Origin of the sequence: Polynucleobacter meluiroseus (assembly GCF_900205755.1) — a bacterium.
GTDB classification, from domain to species: domain Bacteria; phylum Pseudomonadota; class Gammaproteobacteria; order Burkholderiales; family Burkholderiaceae; genus Polynucleobacter; species Polynucleobacter meluiroseus.
The window spans coordinates 203,089-220,731 of sequence record NZ_OANS01000003.1 but is presented as its reverse complement, the minus strand read 5'-3'; the positions used below and the strand labels follow the sequence as shown (position 1 = coordinate 220,731).

Here is a 17,643-nt window from a genome sequence, read left to right as displayed (position 1 = left end):
CTTAATTGCCTTAGAAAAAGAGGGGCTGACTCTCCTGGGAATAGGCTGCCGGTGCTTTACTCTCGGTAAAGGTACTAATTTCATATGAGCTGGGATCGCTTAAAAGCGTGCGCAATAGGGCGTTATTCAAAGCATGGCCTGATTTTTCAGCGATATATGCCCCAACAATAGGATGCCCTACTAAGTAGAGATCCCCAATGGCATCCAATATTTTGTGGCGTACGAATTCATCTTCATAACGCAATTCTTCATTATTCAAAATACGATGCTCATCCAAGACGATGGCGTTGTCTAAACTACCGCCCCGCGCGAGGCCCATCTCTCGCAGCGCCTCCACCTCATGTGCAAAACCAAAAGTTCGCGCACGACCAATTTCACTGCGATAGGCATGCTCTGCAAAATCCACAATAAAACGCTGTCCTGTTTTATCTACGGCAGGATGCTTAAAGTCAATCGTGAAATCCAACTTAAAGCCGAAGAAGGGCTCGAGGCGCGCCAACTTATCCCCTTCGCGAACCTCAATCGGTTTTTTAATCACCAGAAATTGCCGGAGTGCTTCTTGCTCGACAATGCCAGCAGACTCAACTAAAAACAGAAATGAAGCCGCACTACCATCCATGATGGGCACTTCTTCGCCGTCGAGCTCAATCAACAAATTATCGAGCCCCAAGCCAGCACAAGCCGAAAGCAAGTGCTCAACGGTGGAGATGCGAACACCCTCTTTTTGAATAACCGAGGCAAGGCGTGTGTCGCAAACAGCCAATGCAGTCGCTGGTACATGAGCCCGCTCTTGGGTGTCTACCCGAACAAACACAATGCCAGTATTCACTGGCGCAGGCTTAATGGATAGAGTGACCTTACGTCCCGAGTGCAGGCCAATTCCCACTGTGGTGGTTGGTGTTGCGATTGTGCGTTGCTTCATATCTGTTTCAATTTATAGAGGCATTGTTAAAGCTGTTTCAAGATAGACGCGGCGTCGCTTACTTCAAATTTACCAGGCGCATCGAGATCTAAGGCTTTCACAATGCCATCTTCCACAATCATGGCATACCTCTGCGAACGAATACCCAATCTACGAGTTGTCAAATCAAACTCCATGCCTAATTTCTTGGTGAAGTCCGCACTGCCGTCACCCAGCATTCGTACTTTTTTCCCAACTTGTAAGTCACGGCCCCATGCACCCATCACAAATGGATCATTTACGGAAATACACCAAATCTCGTCCACCCCTTTGGCTTTGATTGCATCAAAGTGCTCGATGTATCCCGGGACATGCTTTTCAGAACAAGTAGGGGTGAATGCTCCTGGTACAGCAAAAACAATAATCTTCTTACCTGCTGTTGCGTTTTCAACTTCAAGTGGGTTTGGCCCAATCGAGCAACCGGCACTTGCCTCATCCATGTACTCATACAAAGTAGCGTTGGGTAATTTTTGTCCTACTGCAATCATGCAATCTCCAATTCAATAGTTAAGTGAACATGCCAACGCGAGCGCAGGATTCGTCGTCCGGAGGGGCGCTGCGCTGGCATTTCGATACTAATGATTGTATAAGTCAGTCATTTAGTCTGCTTGCTTACGTAAAAAGGCCGGGATTTCATAATAATCAGCCCCTTTGTCCAACATCGTTTTTGCCTGTGGTGAGCTATCAGCGCCTAATGTAGGAGCTGGAGTAGCTTCGCGCGAATTACGGAATACCCGTGGCAAATCATATTGGCTGTAATCGACAGCAGAGCTAGCCGGTTGAACCGCCAAGGAGGGCATACTCCCTGAGCCTGCCATTGGCATTGCTGCTTTGCTACTTAAGGATGAGTCAAAACCTGCTTTGCTCATTAAAGCAGAGGCGCTAGCAGGCGCAAAACTATTTAGATCCGCCATCGTTGGCATCGCATCGTGCGTTCCTGTTGCTTGTCTCCAAACAACTTCAGGCTGGTGGTTTTGACGTGTTTGTGGATTATTCAGTCCAGTTGCCACCACGGTAACGCGGAGCGCATCTCCTAAGTTTTCGTCATAGACTGTTCCAAAAATCACTGTAGCATCATCAGCGGCATAGCCACGAATCGCCGCCATCACTTCGCGAGTTTCAGAAAGCTTCAAGGTACGACTTGCTGTAATGTTTACCAACACACCCCGTGCACCGGAGAGATCAACTCCCTCAAGCAACGGTGATGCGACTGCAGCTTCTGCAGCTAAACGAGCGCGATCCATGCCTGATACCGTTGCCGTACCCATCATGGCTTTACCTTGCTCACCCATGACCGTCTTCACGTCTTCAAAGTCGACGTTGATCAAGCCCTGGACATTAATAATTTCTGCAATTCCAGAAACAGCGTTGTGTAATACATCATCTGCACAAGCAAATGCCTTGTCGAACTCGGCATCTTCGCCCATGACTTCAAAGAGCTTTTCATTGAGCACAACGATTAATGAATCAACATAGGACTCGAGTTCAGTAGCACCATTTTCTGCAACTTTTAGACGTTTTACACCTTCAAAGTCAAATGGCTTACTAATCACACCCACCGTCAGAATACCCATCTCTTTAGCTACCTGCGCCACGATTGGGGCTGCTCCTGTACCAGTACCACCACCCATGCCTGCAGTAATGAATACCATGTGCGCACCTTGCAATGCATCCGCAATTTGTGTGCGCGCTTCTTCCGCTGAGGCTGCACCGATTTCTGGCTTGGCCCCTGCACCGAGACCGCTAGAGCCTAGTTGCAAATTCACAGATGCCTCGGAACGCTGTAAAGCGCCAGCATCGGTGTTCATGCAAATAAACTCTACGCCGTTGACTCCGCGCTTGATCATATGCTGGACAGCATTACCGCCAGCGCCACCGACTCCAACCACTTTAATAATGGTTTTTCCGGCTGTTTGTTGATCTAATATTTCAAATTCCATATACCCTCCTAGGTAATAAATAAACTACTTTAACGACGACGAAAAAACTTAAAAATTCCCTGCAAACCATTCCTTCATGCGTGATGTCACACTCTGCAAAATGCCAGATTGGGAAACACGACGACCCCGTAACAATTGCGCCTGACCTTCCATGAGCAATCCAATGCTGGTAGAAAAGCGAGGGCTGCGCAATACTTCATGCAAGTGCCCGCGATACTCGGGAGTGCCGATGCGTGCGGGACGTAAAAATACTTGTTCAGCTAATTCGACCATGCCAGGCATGAGGGCTGTGCCTCCGGTGAGCACAATGCCGGAGGAAACCATGTCTGCATATCCTGAATCTCTTACAACCCCGCGGACCAAAGTAAACAACTCCTCTATGCGTGGCTCAATGACTGCTGCCAAAGCTTGCTTGGACATTGGTCTTGGCTCTCGATCACCTACCCCTGGAACATCAATCATCGCAGTAGGATCCGCCAAATCTTGACGTGCAATCCCATATTGGATCTTGAGATCTTCAGCTTCAATGGTTGGGGTACGCAAGGCCATTGCAATATCGTTGGTAATTTGATCACCGGCAATAGGAATGACTGCGGTGTGGCGAATCGATCCCTGACAATAGATTGCGATATCCGTGGTACCACCACCAATATCTACAAGGACAACACCCAATTCTTTTTCATCTTCGGTAAGGACCGCTAAGCTTGAGGCCAAAGGTTGAAGAATCAAATCATTCACTTCAAGACCGCAACGCCGCACACACTTCACGATGTTCTGAGCTGCACTGACCGCTCCAGTAACAATGTGCACTTTCACCTCAAGGCGCAAGCCGCTCATGCCGATTGGTTCGCGCACATCCTCTTGGCCGTCAATCATGAACTCCTGAACCAGAATGTGCAGAATTTGTTGATCCGTAGGAATATTGATTGCTTTAGCAGTCTCTAGAACGCGCTCAACATCCCCTGCGCTCACTTCTTTATCCCGAATGGCCACCATGCCGCTCGAATTAAAGCTCACAATATGATTTCCAGCAATGCCCGTAAATACTTGTACGATTTGGCGATCCGCCATTACTTCCGCTTCTTCTAGTGCTTTTTGGATAGACTGGACTGTTGCCTCAATGTTGACAACCACTCCTTTTTTAAGACCCTTTGAAGCAGTTTGACCCACACCCACTACATTGAATTGGCCATCGGGAGCTAGCTCCGCAACCAAGGCGACCACCTTGGAAGTCCCAATATCTAGACCTACTAAAAGATCGCGATTGTCTTTACTCATCTTCATTCCTCATTACTTCTAGTCATTTTTTTACCGTCAGCCTCATTTTTTTTCATACTTACAGAAGCGAGGTGGACTGCAAAGCCGTTGTCATAACGGAGATCAATTGCATCCACCCGATTGAGCCACTTTTCTTGAACCTGAGGCCAGTACTTAAATAAACGCGCAACCCGGTCTTCCGTTAAGGTTTTGTCTGAGCTTTCCTCATCCCGACCAAACTCCACCTTCATCCCATTGGAAAGTTTGACGTGCCATGCGTAGCGCTCGGATAGCGTCAAACTGTTGACCTCTGAATTCCAAGGCTTGAACCAATGATTTGCTCTTAAATAGAGTCGCATGACTTCTTGACTGCCATCTTCTGGACCGTAAAAATCAATCAGCTGAATGCTGCTACCCACTTCAGACGCACGCCCTGAAAATAATTCTCCGCTGGTGTTCATCAACGTCCGACTGTCTTTACCGCCCCAAGTACCCAGAGGCTGATGTTCTTCAATGCTAACAATTAAGCTGTTTGGCCAAACGCGCCTGACATTGGCATGACGTACCCATGGAAGAGATTCGAAGCCGCGCTTCACGTCTTCTAATTTGACGCTGAAAAAATTCCCTTGAATACTTTCTAAAACTTGATGCTTTACCAGTTGCCTATTGATGTGCTGGAGATTTTGACCAATAACAGGCTCGACGACTACTTGACGCAAAGCAAATACTGGCCGTTGGCTTAACCAAACCAAAATTCCAATACAAATCATCACAGCGAAACAGCGCATTAAAAAACGACTTACCTTCCGCATACGCTCAGGATGATTCCAAAGGGGCGCCATCACAAATGCAGTGAATTCACCGCACCAATTGAAGAAGCCGCTCATGATATTCATCATTTATCGACCTCTGTTTTTGAGAGGGTTTGGCTTAGTACCCATAAAACTAGATCCGGATACTCTACCCCCGCAGCTTTTGCAGCCATCGGCACCAATGAATGTGATGTCATTCCAGGAGACGTATTCATCTCCAAAAGAAAAGGTTTGCCAGTTTTTTGATCAAGCATGACATCTGCTCGACCCCATGTTTTGCAGCCAAGCGTACGGTAAGCATCTAAAGCCAATTCTTGGATAGCGAGATTCAGCTCGTCCGTAAGTCCCGTTGGGCATAAATACTGCGTTTCATCAGAGAAGTATTTATTGTGAAAATCGTAATTGGCATCAGGTGGGATAATTTTAATCACTGGCAACGCTTCAGCACTTGCACCTTGCCCAACAATAGGACAGGTCAACTCGTCCCCAATAATGCAAGTTTCAGCGATAACTTTTTTATCACGTCCTGCAGCTAAGTAATATGCAGCAGGCAATTCATCCACTGATTTCACTTTGCTTAAACCTAAAGAGGATCCCTCATGCGCTGGCTTCACAATTAAAGGTAAGCCTAAGTATTTGGCAACTGAATCCCAATCACTGTCTTCTGTGAGCACCTCAAAAAGAGGGGTGGCTAAATCATTACTCAACCAAATTTGTTTAGTTGCAATTTTGTCGATCGATAAAGCTGAAGCGAGAACGCCGCTACCGGTGTAAGGTAAATCCAATAGTTCCAATAAACCTTGTATGGTTCCATCTTCACCGTACCGACCATGCAAGGCGATAAAGATACGATCAAATTGTTCTTGTGCCAGCTCTACCGGGCTTCGCAAACCTGGATCAAAGGCGTGAGCATCAACCCCTTTGGACAATAAAGCCTCTAAAACGCCACGTCCTGACATCAAAGAAATTTCACGCTCTCCGGAACGACCGCCCAACAAAACGCCGACCCTTCCAAGTGATTTGATGTCCAACTTAGCAAGCTCACTATGGACACGCTCACCCCAAACTGGCTTATTAAGATTTTGCTTAGTCATGTCTTACCTCGGCTAACTGCTGGGCTAAAGCAGAGATCGAGCCTGCGCCCATCGTAATCACCACATCACCATCACGTAAGATTGAAGCCAATTTGGCCGGCATCTCTGCGACTGTAGCCGCAAATGCAACAGCTGAATGATCCAAGGTTCCCTGTGATTTTGGATGATCGGAAAGCGCGGCCTGAATCAGACTCTTACTATCTGCCCCAAGTATCTTCGCCTCACCAGCCGGATAAACCTCAGTTAACACTAAAGCATCGAAGTTCTTCAAAACATCTACAAACTCACCGAAGCAATCTCGCGTTCTTGTAAAACGATGGGGCTGAAATGCCAACACTAAACGGCGCTGAGGATAAGCGCCTCTTGCAGCATCTAAGGTTGCAGCCATTTCAACGGGATGATGTCCATAATCGTCAATTAAGGTAAAGCTACCGCCATTAGCTAGTGAAATTTCTCCATAGCGCTGGAAGCGTCGACCCACTCCACCAAAATCAGACAACGCTTTCAATATCGCTTCGTCACTCACCCCTAATTCAGTTGCAATACCAATGGCTGCTAATGCATTTTGGACGTTGTGTAAACCAGGTAAATTCAATTGCACTTTCAATTGACCTGGCTTATTACCGTGTCTGCGTACAGTGCGGCGATCAACTGTAAAGTGCATCCGCGTACCAACCGCATGAACATCAGTCGCGCGAATATCAGCCTCAGCTGAAAAACCGTAACTCAAAATCGGTTGAGATACAAAGGGAATAATATCTTTGACGTTGAGATCATCGATGCACAAAACCGCTACGCCGTAAAACGGCATCCGCTGAATAAATTGCACGAAGGCTTGCTTGAGTCTCGCCATGTCGTGCTGATAGGTATCCATATGATCAGCATCAATATTAGTCACTACTTCCATTACTGGAAAAAGCTGCAGGAATGAAGCATCGGATTCATCGGCTTCAACCACTATAAAATCACCTTGCCCAAGTCGCGCATTTGCTCCAGCGGAGTTTAACTTTCCGCCGATAACAAAAGTAGGGTCTAGGCCGCCCTCAGCCAAAACCGAAGCGACCAAACTAGTAGTAGTTGTTTTGCCGTGCGTACCTGCAATCGCAATACCTTGCTTCAAACGCATGAGCTCACCGAGCATGACAGCCCGCTGGATGATGGGCACTTTTGCTGCGCGAGCCGCTAATACCTCGGGGTTATTTCCAGTGACTGCTGTAGAAATAACAACCGCTTCAGCAGTACCAATATTTTTAGAGTCATGTCCAATATAAATCACCGCACCCAGTTCTTTTAAACGTTTGGTGGTGATACTCTCAGCCAAATCCGAACCAGAAACTTGATAGCCTAAATTGAGCAGGACTTCGGCTATACCGCTCATACCCGCCCCACCAATACCAACAAAATGGATTTGTTGCACGATGTGTTTCATAAATTCACCCCAGCGCAAACTGCGCAAATCTCGGCTACCTTCTGAGTTGCCTGTGGTTTTGCTAAAGCATGAGCACGCTCGGCCATCAACTGCAAATCCTTGCGATCAAGATGCGTAATCATGGCAGCTAAATCAGATGCATTTAAATCGTTTTGTGGCAGTAAAACTGCCGCCTTTTTATTGGCCAAGAAACGGGCATTTGCAGTTTGATGATCATCAATCGCAAATGGGAAAGGAACTAAGCAGGAGGCGACTCCACTAGCAGCCAACTCAGAAACCGTCATTGCTCCTGCGCGACAAATTACGAGATCTGCTTTGCCATAGGCTTTTGGCATATCCTCAATAAACGGCCGTACGTCTGCCTCTACCGCCAAAGCAGCGTAAGTTTCTTGTAATTGCACTAAATGCTTTTCACCAGCCTGATGAATGACTGTGGGTCGTATCTTTTTCTCAATCAATGCCAAGGCGGCTGGCACGATTTCATTAAGGACCGCTGCGCCCAAACTACCACCCACAACCAAAATAGATAAATTTCCATGACGCTCTTGGTAACGCTGTGCTGGAGCAAGCAAAAGATCAAACTCTTTACGAATTGGATTTCCGACCCACTCTGCATGCTTAAGAGTATTTGGGAATCCAGTAAGCGTACGCATCGCTATTTTCGCAAGCGCCCGATTAGCGCTCCCCGCTACTGAATTGGATTCATGCAATACCAATGGGCGCTTGAGTAATCTACTCACCACACCGCCTGGAAAGGTAATGTAGCCGCCCATACCTAAAACTACACTTGGCTTTAAGCGGTGAATGATTTGCCAACTTTGCACGCCGGCACGTAATAATTTATAAGGTAGCAGAAGCTTTGCTTTAAGCCCCTTGCCGCGCAAACCACTGAAATCAACCGACTCAAAAGGAATGTCACGTGCTTTCACAAGGTGATATTCCATGCCGTTTTTATTGCCCATCCACGATACTTTCCAGCCGCGAGCGCGCAAATAATCCGCCACTGCCAAACCAGGAAAGATATGTCCGCCAGTTCCACCGGCCATGACTAATATAGAAGGCTGGGTCACAACTTGCCTCCACGCATCAGAATTCGATTTTCATAATCAACCCGCAGCAAGAGCGCAATCGCTATGGCGTTCATTAAGATGCCTGATCCACCGTAACTGACTAATGGCAGAGTTAATCCTTTAGTGGGCAGCAGGCCCAAGTTAACACCCATATTAATAAAGGCCTGCCAACCTATCCAAATGGCCACTCCTTTTGCAGCAAGTCCTGCGAAACTGCGATCCAATTGAAGTGCAGTACGACCAATCAGAAAGGCGCGACGTACTATCCAATAAAACAAGAAGATCACTACCACCACCCCAACAAAGCCAAGCTCCTCACCGATGACCGCCATGATGAAGTCTGTGTGAGCTTCTGGAAGGTAGTGCAATTTCTCAACGCTGCCGCCTAATCCCGTGCCAAACCACTCACCTCGGCCGAAAGCCATTAAAGAGTGGGTTAATTGATAGCCTTTATTCGCTGCATTATCAACTTGCCACGGGTCCATAAAGGCCAGCATTCGACCTCTTCTAAAAGGGGACAGGGCAATCATGGTTGCGCCACTCATTAAGCCTACCAAGATCAGACCGCCAAATAACTTTGCATTAATGCCGCCCAAAAACAATATTCCAAACGCAATTAATGCAACTACGATGAATGCGCCCATATCTGGCTCAGCCATTAATAAACCCCCCACTAGGGCTACGGCAATGCCCATAGGCAACATGCCTTTTACAAAGGAGTGGAGATACTCTTGGCGTTGGACGGTATAGCTAGCCGCAAAGATTACTGCTGCGAACTTCATGAGTTCTGAAGGTTGAAAATTCATTAAGCCCAAGGGAATCCACCGTTTAGCGCCATTCACGCCTTTACCCAAGCCAGGAACTAAAACTGCAATCAGCAGCAACACCGTAATGCCAAAAATAATTGGGGAGTAGCGCTCCCAAACTGTCGTAGGTACTCTGAAGATAACAAGGGCCGCTCCCAGTGCAATGCTTAGGGAAATCAGATGGCGAATTAAAAAGAAGTTGCTACTGTAGTTTGCGTACTTTGGGCCATCAGCTAAGGTGATTGAGGCTGAATAAACCATGACTAACCCGATCAAAGTAAGGGACAGCACAGCCCAGACTAACAATTGATCGTAATCCATCATGCGGGAGCGGGTTTGCTCAACCCCGGATACCGCATCTCTTAAGCCGCTACGGAATTGGTCAATTCCACCCCTAGAAAAATCCCAAAAGCGATTTAATCCTAGGCGATTTTCCGGAAACCGTTTTTCTTTCGAACTCATACTTGAGCTCCTTCAAAACGCATTCCCAGCTCGCCTACTTCCGCAATAAAGACTTCGGCGCGCTCAACATAATCCTTAAATTGATCTAAGCTCGCGCACGCGGGTGATAGAAGCACAATATCCCCAGTTTGGGCTTGCGATGCTGCCTCTAGTACCGCATTTTGTAATGTCTTACTGTGAACGCAAGGACTTGTACCAGCCAATGCATCAGCAACTAGCGAAGCATCTTTACCGATAACAAAAACCCCTTTAACAAACCGTTGAACGGGCTCACGTAATGGGCTGAAGTCTTGGCCTTTTCCTTCTCCGCCAGCGATTAACCAAATTCGTTTACCGGCCTCATTCGTTCCTAGACCATTTAAGGCTGCAACCGTTGCGCCTACATTGGTACCTTTACTGTCATCCACGTATTCAACATCGTTGACAACCGCAATACTTTGAACGCGATGTGGTTCGCCGTGATAGTCCCGCAAACCATGCAACAGAATATTCATGGGTAAATTGGCAGAGCGTGCTAACGCCAACGCAGCTAATGCATTTAAGGCATTGTGGCGACCCCGAATGCGCAATGCATCCGCCGGAATTAAACGTCTCAATCTGATGGGCTCTTGAGGCACCGCTTTAATATTTTTGCTACGTCGCTTTGGCTGCATCTCAAGATCTTCATCTACTTCTGCCCAGACTAGCCAATCAATTCCACCCGCACGTAAATCACGCTCTATACCAAACGAGCCAGGCTCAGTTGGGCTACTAGCACCAAAGCTAACCATCGAATGATGAGCTCTCTTCTCTTCGGTAAGCAGATTCATCACCAAGGAATCATCGCGATTGAGAATGCACGGGGTATCTTTGCCAAAGATCTTTGCTTTAGCGTCAATATAAGATTGCATATCGCCATGCCAATCTAAATGATCTTGCGTTATATTGAGAACCGTTGCAGCACTGGCATGAAAGTTCGCCGCATAGAATAATTGAAAGCTGGAAAGCTCAATTACCCAAATATCTGGCAGATCTGCGACTTGGTCGGCAACATCTAAGCATGACATCAATTTATCTAAAACTGCTGGACTAATATTTCCCGCAACTGCCACCTTCTTTCCAGCGCGCTCACATAATTGACCTGTCAAAGCAGTTGTCGTAGTTTTTCCATTGGTGCCAGTAATCGCTAAGACGGCTGGCTTGTATTGCGTGTCGGTTTCAAGCGCCATACGGTCTAAGGCAGCCATACCTCTAGCAAAAAACTCTAATTCACCCCAAATATCAATTGATCGCTCATGGGCTTTGGCTAGGAAATTTTGTGTAGGCTCTTGAATTGGCGATAGGCCGGGACTAATGCCAATGACATCTATATTGTCTAAGGTCGCTTCCTCTAGTTGACCGAAATGCATCTCTTTCAGCCCCGCGAACTCTAGCTCACCGAGCCATGCTTTTTGTCGCTCGGAAAGCGTTTGACGTTCGCGTGTATCGACAAGGCGAATATGAGCATCATTGCGCAGGCACCACTTTGCCATCGCCACACCAGTCTCACCCAAACCCAAGATGAGGAAATTCTGTGGCGCTTGATAACCCTTGTTCCCTAAGAGGGTCGGATTAGCAAAGGCATTCGTTAAGTTATGCATTGTTATTTAAGCTCACCGTAATTTCAAACTAGATAAGCCGATTAGGACTAACAAGATCGTGATGATCCAAAAGCGCACTACCACTTGCGTTTCACGCCAACCACCTAATTCAAAGTGATGATGGAGTGGCGCCATACGGAAAATGCGGCGACCTACCCCATACCGTTTTTTTGTGAACTTGAACCAAACAACCTGAAGCATCACAGAAACCGTTTCTGCAACAAAAATCCCACCCATGACAAAAAGCACAATTTCTTGGCGAACAATTACTGCAATGGTGCCAAGGGCTCCGCCTAAAGCAAGTGCGCCAACATCCCCCATGAATACTTGTGCCGGATGCGTGTTGAACCAAAGGAAAGCAAGCCCAGCGCCGCCCATCGCTCCACAGAAAATCATTAACTCGCCGGCGCCTGGAATAAAGGGGAATAATAAATATTTGGCGTAAATCGCGTTACCCATGACATAAGCAAAGGCACCTAATGCTGCGCCAACAAGGATGACAGGCATGATTACTAAGCCATCTAGACCATCCGTTAAATTCACTGCATTACTGCTGCCGACAATAACTAAGTAGCTCAATATGATGAAACCCAAAACACCCAAGGGATAACTTACTTCCTTCATGAAAGGAATTAATAAGTTTGACTTTGCGGGTAGGTCTAAGGCAAATCCGCTTTTGAGCCAATCAATAAATAGTTGCAATACTTTCAGATTATTTACTTCTGAAACCGAGAATGCCAAGTAAATGGCAGCAAACAGACCGATTAAGGTTTGCCAAAAGAATTTCTCTCGAGATGTCATCCCTTTGGGATCCTTGTGGACCACCTTACGGTAGTCATCTACCCAGCCAATCATGCCGAAACCAAAAGTCACAATCATCACAATCCAAATAAAGCGATTGCGCAAGTCAGCCCAAAGCATGCAAGAAATAAAAATACCAATCAGAATTAATACACCACCCATAGTTGGGGTGCCTGCCTTCACTAGGTGCGTCTGAGGACCATCAGCGCGAACCGCTTGGCCCATTTTTAATGCAGTCAATTTGGCGATCACCCATGGGCCAGCAGCCAGGCCAATTAATAGCGCGGTAACGGTAGCCATCACCGCTCTAAAAGTAATGTAATTAAAGACTCTGAAAAACCCAAAGTCTTCTTGTAACCATTGGGCCAATATTAAGAACATGCTTTAGCCTCTTCCATCAGTACCTGTACCACACGCTCCATGCGCATATAGCGCGAGCCTTTAACTAATATATTCAACTGCTCTTTTTCCTTAGCCGAATGCAGCGTGAGCTCACTCATCAAGCTCGCGAGCAAACTCTCTAAACTAAAAAAATGTTCTGCGTGAGATGCCAGCTTGTGCTCATTTTTAAATGCATCAAAACTTTGCACTGCAAAAGTACTTTGGTCTCCTAATGCAAACAGCTTTGCAATTCCTTGCTCAGCAGCATAAGCACCAACCTCTTTATGAAAGGCTAGCCCCTGGTCACCCACTTCGCCCATGTCTCCCAAAACTAACCAAGCTGATTTTCCGGATTGCTTTAGGGCATCAATTGCAGCCCTTACTGAATCTGGATTTGCGTTATAGCTATCATCAATCAAGGTGTAATTTGAATTCAGATTCTTTGACTGCATGCGGCCTTTAACTGGGACAAATGATTCAAGACCCGCTTTAATCTGTTTGAGCGTGAGTCCTGCGGCTAATGCAACCGCACTTGCCGCTAATGCATTGCGTACGTTATGGCTGCCTAATGTATTTAATTGCACCTCTATCGAACCGAACTCGGTTTGAATTTGTACATGGCCGTTTTCGAGCATCCGTCCTGAGACTGCCGCATTGGTATGCGAAGCTTGGCTTGATAATGCGAAGTCAATCACTTGTCTATTACCTGCGGCCTCAGTCCACTCACTAGTGAACTCAGAATCTGCAGGAAATACCGCGATGCCATTCAAAGGTAGTGCGTGTATGGCTGCCGCATGCTCTTTAGCAACCGCACTGACGGTATTCATAAACTCTTGATGTTCACGCTGGGCATTATTAATGAGAGCAATGTTTGCTTGAGCCAGAGCAGCCAACTGTGCTGTTTCTCCAGGATGATTCATACCCAATTCCACAACTGCTAAACGATCGGTGGACTTTAGGCGCAATAAGGTTAAAGGCAGTCCAATCTCATTATTAAGGTTTCCTTGGGTGACTAATACACATTCATTACCCACGGCAGCCCTAAAGATGGCGGCGATCATTTCTTTTACCGTCGTTTTACCATTGCTTCCCGTAACCAAAGTAAGGGGTAATGAAAATGTAGAGCGCCAAGCTTTTGCTAATTCTCCCAAGCTCTTTCTGGTATCCGATACACAAATAGCAGGTAAATCATCAGGACATTTTTCTGGATCACTAATGAGCGCAGCCATGACTCCAGCTGTCAAGACTTCACTCAAAAACTGATGGGCATCAAAACGCTCTCCTGTAAGAGCAATAAATAATTCGCCTACTTCAATGTGGCGACTATCACTGCCAACTCTAGAGATAGCAAGAGACTGTGCAAGCTCATTTGAAATATTGAGCAACTGACTTCCTGGCAACATTGCGTGGACTTGAGCAAGCGTAGTCATACTCATATCCCGCCCCTAGCCGCTAATTGAATATGTTCTTGATCAGAAAAATCAAATTTCTTACCCTTAATTTCTTGAGTCGACTCATGACCCTTGCCAGCCACTAGAACAATATCCCTCACATCTGCATGTCTCACTGCAGCCATAATGGCAGCTGCGCGATCAGCAATGGTTTGAACATGCTGGGTATCCTGATGCATACCTGCTTTGATCATCTCAATAATGACCTCTGCGTCCTCGGATCTAGGATTGTCACTAGTCAAAATGACGTGATCAGACAGGGCTTGGGAAATGCGCCCCATATCAGCACGCTTGCTAGTATCACGGTCTCCACCACACCCAAATACACACCACACTTTCCCATCGCGCTGACTTGCAAGAGGGCGCAAGGCAAGTAATACTTTTTCTAAAGCATCTGGAGTATGGGCGTAATCCACTACGACCATAGGGCCTTCAGTGCGCTGATTTTTATGTAACTGAATGAGCTCCATGCGCCCAGGTACTTGACGCAATTTAGATAGCCGCACAGTAGCCTGATCATGACTCAATCCTTGTGTCAGTAAAACTGCCCACACTGCCAAGCAATTACTGAGATTAAATTGGCCAAGCACGGCAAGCTGTATAGGGTTTGAGCCTACACCCTCATAATAAAACTTGGCGTCATATCCTGCTGTGGATGAACTGATTTCTTCTGCGTAAATACGGTGCAAACGATTGCCAAATTTCTCAAAGCCGGCAAAGGTGTCTTTACTTAATGCATATCCCCAGACCTGTATTTGGCTCTTGGGTAATAACTGCATAGCTAACTCACGTCCAAATGGGTCGTCTAGATTCAAAACGGCGTGCTCTAAACCCTCAATCTGAAATAGCTTTGCTTTAGCATTAGCGTACTCCGCCATACTGCCGTGATAATCCAAATGATCTTGGGTCAGATTTAAGAACACCGCGCAGTTCATTGAAATACCCCGAACGCGTGACTGATCCAAGGCGTGAGAAGACGCCTCCATCACTACCGACTTTGCGCCCGCATCAAGAAATTCTTTTAGGTAGGCTTGCAGACTCGGAGCATCGGGCGTGGTGTAGCCATTATGTTTTAAGGCTCCAATAAACCCTGCACCCAAAGTACCGATCACGGCAGTTTGATGATGAGTTTCTTCCAGTGCTTGGGCCAACCATTGTGAAACACTTGTCTTGCCATTGGTACCAGTAACACCAATCACGCTTAACTTTTTACTGGGGAAGCCATACCAATCAGCACAGATTGAGCCGGCATCGGTAGCAAGGTTCTCATAGGCAAAACATAATGGGTGTTCAGGCAATGGATTGCTGAACTCAGCGGGATCAAAAACAATTGCTGCAGCCCCATTTTGTAATGCAGACTCAATATAGATCCGCCCATCACGTAAGGCGCTGCCGTGTCCGATGGGATAGGCAAGAAAAATATCACCCTTTTGAATTTGTCGACTATCGGCGCTCATCTTTGCAGTCGGTGAGGTCAATTCACGCAAATGGGCAAGTAACTCCTGAGTATTCATTTTCATGGCGGTACTCATCTTTTTAAAGCCACTTGTTGTGCTTTAACGCCACGCATACCCTCAGGTATGCCATCATCTTGAACCATTTTTTTAATACTAGCGTCCGGCAATACGCTCAAGGTACGTAATGTTTCGCTAACAATAGTTGAGAATACCGGGGCAGCAACATCGCCGCCGTAATGACTTCCGCCAGTAGGCTCATCAATCATGACCGCAACTGAAATACGTGGAGCACTAATGGGGGCGATACCCGCGAAGTAGGCGAGGTACTTATTACCATAACCTTTGCCAACTAGCTTATGCGCTGTTCCTGTTTTACCGCCAACACGATAGCCATCTGCTTGGGCTTTTATAGCGGTACCCCCTGGTTCAGTTACCGTTTCCAACATGCTACGCATCTCAGTGGCTGTCTTAGCCGATATCACCCTAGTACCAGGTTTAAATTCTGGACTACGATCAATAGTGATGGGCACCAATTCGCCATCGCGCGCAAAGATCGTATAAGCGCGTGCAACCTGAAAAAGGGATGCTGAAATGCCATAGCCAAAGGCAATGCGCGCCTGATCACTAGGGACCCATTTCTTATAGGGGTGCAAGGTTCCCGCTACTGCTCCCGGGAAGCCAATTTTTGGGGCTTGACCAAAACCTGCTGCCGAGTACAAATTCCACATATCCTCTGGAGAGAGGTAGTTCATCGCTATTTTTGCGGCTCCAATATTGCTCGACTTCTGAATCACTTGCGCAATAGTCAAGCTGCCATTGGGATGGGTGTCTGTAATGGGCTTTGTGCCAACCAAATAACTAGCACCGATCACCATATTGGTATTTGGGGCGATAACCCCTTTTTCTAAAGCAGTGGCAACTGTAAAAGGTTTAATCGTGGAGCCAGGCTCAAACATATCGGTGAGAACGCGGTTACGGAGTTGCTCGCCCGTAAGAGATCTTCGATCATTCGGGTTGTAACTGGGATAGTTTGCAAGTGCCAATATTTCCCCAGTTTGCGTATCAATCACGACCGCTCCACCCGCTTTTGCATGATGGGTTTCTACCGCATCTTTTACTGCGTTGTAGGCAATGTATTGAATTTTGCTGTCGACAGATAGTTGTAAGTCTTTACCGTTTTGTGGCAGCACATCAATTCCCAGTTCCTCAACCACGCGCCCTAAACGATCTATGACCACTCGCCTTTGCCCGGAATGACCCGCTAAGGCTTTCTCTCTGGATAATTCCATGCCTTCTTGACCACGATCCTCAACGCTGGTGAAGCCCACGACATGAGCCATCGCTTCACCTTCAGGGTAATACCGGCGATATTCATTATTGAGACCAATCCCCGGGATTTCCAGTTGCTTTATTTGTTGTGCTATTTGGGGATCCACTTGGCGCTTTAAGAAAACCTGTTTGCGCTCTTCACGTAATTTTTTACGAAGCTCTGCTTCACTGATCTGCAGTAATCCCGCCAGCTTACGTATTTTTTCAGCGGATAAGTCATTGGGGATCACGTCGTTATAGGCAATCACCGACTTCACCTCAAGGCTTGTGGCAATGACTTGGCCATTGCGATCCAATATTTTTCCGCGAGAGGCGGGTAACTCAAGTTCACGTTGCGTACCGCGAACGCCCTTCGCTTCATAAAACGCATTGCCTGGACCTTGGATCCAAAAGGCGCGCAGTAATAGCATCATGAAAACAAAGAACAATAAAAATAGCATCAAGCGCGAGCGCCACATTGGCAGGCGCAATACGAGATTCGGGGTAGTTGAAAAACCGACCGGCCTCATCTTGCCTCCTTTAGATACAAAGTATGCTCAGGAGAGATAGGGGACATCCGTAACTGATTGCGCGCTACATCCCGAATACGTGCGGATTTGGATAAGTTACGCTGCTCATATTCCAAACGCAACCAATCTTGATTTAACTTACGCTCTTCTATTTGGGTGCGCTCTAGAGCGATAAATAAGCTACGCGCACGCTGCTGCGCTGCCACTAGCGATAGCGCGCAAAGCAATAATAAAAAGAGTAAGGTGAAGGTTGCGCGGTTCATGC

15 protein-coding genes are annotated in these 17,643 nt (G+C 46.9%); all 15 read right to left on the bottom strand.

The features are described from left to right. Positions 1-10: 10 nt before the first annotated feature. The gene (lpxC, locus tag CP950_RS06535) at positions 11-922 is read right to left on the bottom strand and encodes a UDP-3-O-acyl-N-acetylglucosamine deacetylase (RefSeq protein ID WP_096673520.1); all 912 of its coding nucleotides are present in this window, start codon (positions 920-922) and stop codon (positions 11-13) included. Positions 923-948: 26 nt separating this feature from the next. Then, positions 949-1,449 (bottom strand): peroxiredoxin, encoded by a 501-nt coding sequence (locus CP950_RS06530; protein WP_096673518.1) that lies wholly within the window; start codon positions 1,447-1,449, stop codon positions 949-951. A 111-nt stretch (positions 1,450-1,560) separates the two neighbouring features. Then, on the bottom strand, positions 1,561-2,901 hold the full coding sequence (ftsZ, locus tag CP950_RS06525) for a cell division protein FtsZ (RefSeq protein ID WP_096673516.1): 1,341 nt from the start codon (positions 2,899-2,901) through the stop codon (positions 1,561-1,563). A 48-nt stretch (positions 2,902-2,949) separates the two neighbouring features. After that, complete coding sequence (gene ftsA, locus CP950_RS06520; protein ID WP_096673878.1) at positions 2,950-4,179, bottom strand: cell division protein FtsA; 1,230 nt, start codon at positions 4,177-4,179, stop codon at positions 2,950-2,952. Between the two features lie 2 nt (positions 4,180-4,181). Beyond that, on the bottom strand, positions 4,182-5,057 hold the full coding sequence (locus CP950_RS06515) for a cell division protein FtsQ/DivIB (RefSeq protein WP_243391936.1): 876 nt from the start codon (positions 5,055-5,057) through the stop codon (positions 4,182-4,184). Beyond that, positions 5,054-6,064: a D-alanine--D-alanine ligase gene (locus CP950_RS06510; RefSeq protein WP_096673514.1), complete on the bottom strand. Its 1,011-nt coding sequence runs from the start codon at positions 6,062-6,064 to the stop codon at positions 5,054-5,056. Before CP950_RS06510 ends, CP950_RS06515 begins: the two co-directional genes overlap by 4 nt. Beyond that, positions 6,057-7,493, bottom strand: coding sequence for a UDP-N-acetylmuramate--L-alanine ligase (gene murC, locus CP950_RS06505; protein WP_096673511.1), 1,437 nt, complete (start codon positions 7,491-7,493; stop codon positions 6,057-6,059). Before murC ends, CP950_RS06510 begins: the two co-directional genes overlap by 8 nt. After that, a complete protein-coding gene (gene murG, locus CP950_RS06500) occupies positions 7,490-8,539 on the bottom strand; it encodes an undecaprenyldiphospho-muramoylpentapeptide beta-N-acetylglucosaminyltransferase (RefSeq protein WP_096673509.1) in 1,050 nt (349 codons plus the stop codon). Before murG ends, murC begins: the two co-directional genes overlap by 4 nt. Before the next feature lie 20 nt (positions 8,540-8,559). Then, a complete protein-coding gene (ftsW, locus tag CP950_RS06495) occupies positions 8,560-9,831 on the bottom strand; it encodes a putative lipid II flippase FtsW (RefSeq protein WP_096673507.1) in 1,272 nt (423 codons plus the stop codon). After that, the gene (gene murD, locus CP950_RS06490) at positions 9,828-11,342 is read right to left on the bottom strand and encodes a UDP-N-acetylmuramoyl-L-alanine--D-glutamate ligase (RefSeq protein ID WP_419185583.1); all 1,515 of its coding nucleotides are present in this window, start codon (positions 11,340-11,342) and stop codon (positions 9,828-9,830) included. Before murD ends, ftsW begins: the two co-directional genes overlap by 4 nt. Before the next feature lie 120 nt (positions 11,343-11,462). After that, positions 11,463-12,632: a phospho-N-acetylmuramoyl-pentapeptide-transferase gene (gene mraY / locus CP950_RS06485; RefSeq protein ID WP_096673503.1), complete on the bottom strand. Its 1,170-nt coding sequence runs from the start codon at positions 12,630-12,632 to the stop codon at positions 11,463-11,465. After that, positions 12,623-14,068, bottom strand: coding sequence for a UDP-N-acetylmuramoyl-tripeptide--D-alanyl-D-alanine ligase (locus tag CP950_RS06480; protein WP_096673501.1), 1,446 nt, complete (start codon positions 14,066-14,068; stop codon positions 12,623-12,625). The genes mraY and CP950_RS06480 overlap by 10 nt, the downstream gene beginning before the upstream one ends. After that, complete coding sequence (locus tag CP950_RS06475) at positions 14,065-15,603, bottom strand: UDP-N-acetylmuramoyl-L-alanyl-D-glutamate--2,6-diaminopimelate ligase (protein WP_243391935.1); 1,539 nt, start codon at positions 15,601-15,603, stop codon at positions 14,065-14,067. Before CP950_RS06475 ends, CP950_RS06480 begins: the two co-directional genes overlap by 4 nt. 8 nt (positions 15,604-15,611) lie before the next feature. Further along, on the bottom strand, positions 15,612-17,378 hold the full coding sequence (locus CP950_RS06470) for a peptidoglycan D,D-transpeptidase FtsI family protein (RefSeq protein WP_096673497.1): 1,767 nt from the start codon (positions 17,376-17,378) through the stop codon (positions 15,612-15,614). After that, entirely contained in the window at positions 17,375-17,641 is a 267-nt protein-coding gene (ftsL, locus tag CP950_RS06465) for a cell division protein FtsL (protein WP_096673495.1), read from the bottom strand. Before ftsL ends, CP950_RS06470 begins: the two co-directional genes overlap by 4 nt. Positions 17,642-17,643 lie beyond the last annotated feature (2 nt).

Coding starts and splice junctions, on each gene's coding strand:
- lpxC (WP_096673520.1), bottom strand. CDS start 922: ATGAAGCAACGCACAATCGCAACACCAACCACCACAGTGGGAATTGGC.
- CP950_RS06530 (WP_096673518.1), bottom strand. CDS start 1,449: ATGATTGCAGTAGGACAAAAATTACCCAACGCTACTTTGTATGAGTAC.
- ftsZ (WP_096673516.1), bottom strand. CDS start 2,901: ATGGAATTTGAAATATTAGATCAACAAACAGCCGGAAAAACCATTATT.
- ftsA (WP_096673878.1), bottom strand. CDS start 4,179: ATGAGTAAAGACAATCGCGATCTTTTAGTAGGTCTAGATATTGGGACT.
- CP950_RS06515 (WP_243391936.1), bottom strand. CDS start 5,057: ATGATGAATATCATGAGCGGCTTCTTCAATTGGTGCGGTGAATTCACT.
- CP950_RS06510 (WP_096673514.1), bottom strand. CDS start 6,064: ATGACTAAGCAAAATCTTAATAAGCCAGTTTGGGGTGAGCGTGTCCAT.
- murC (WP_096673511.1), bottom strand. CDS start 7,493: ATGAAACACATCGTGCAACAAATCCATTTTGTTGGTATTGGTGGGGCG.
- murG (WP_096673509.1), bottom strand. CDS start 8,539: ATGGCCGGTGGAACTGGCGGACATATCTTTCCTGGTTTGGCAGTGGCG.
- ftsW (WP_096673507.1), bottom strand. CDS start 9,831: ATGAGTTCGAAAGAAAAACGGTTTCCGGAAAATCGCCTAGGATTAAAT.
- murD (WP_419185583.1), bottom strand. CDS start 11,342: ATGGCAAAGTGGTGCCTGCGCAATGATGCTCATATTCGCCTTGTCGAT.
- mraY (WP_096673503.1), bottom strand. CDS start 12,632: ATGTTCTTAATATTGGCCCAATGGTTACAAGAAGACTTTGGGTTTTTC.
- CP950_RS06480 (WP_096673501.1), bottom strand. CDS start 14,068: ATGAGTATGACTACGCTTGCTCAAGTCCACGCAATGTTGCCAGGAAGT.
- CP950_RS06475 (WP_243391935.1), bottom strand. CDS start 15,603: ATGAAAATGAATACTCAGGAGTTACTTGCCCATTTGCGTGAATTGACC.
- CP950_RS06470 (WP_096673497.1), bottom strand. CDS start 17,378: ATGAGGCCGGTCGGTTTTTCAACTACCCCGAATCTCGTATTGCGCCTG.
- ftsL (WP_096673495.1), bottom strand. CDS start 17,641: ATGAACCGCGCAACCTTCACCTTACTCTTTTTATTATTGCTTTGCGCG.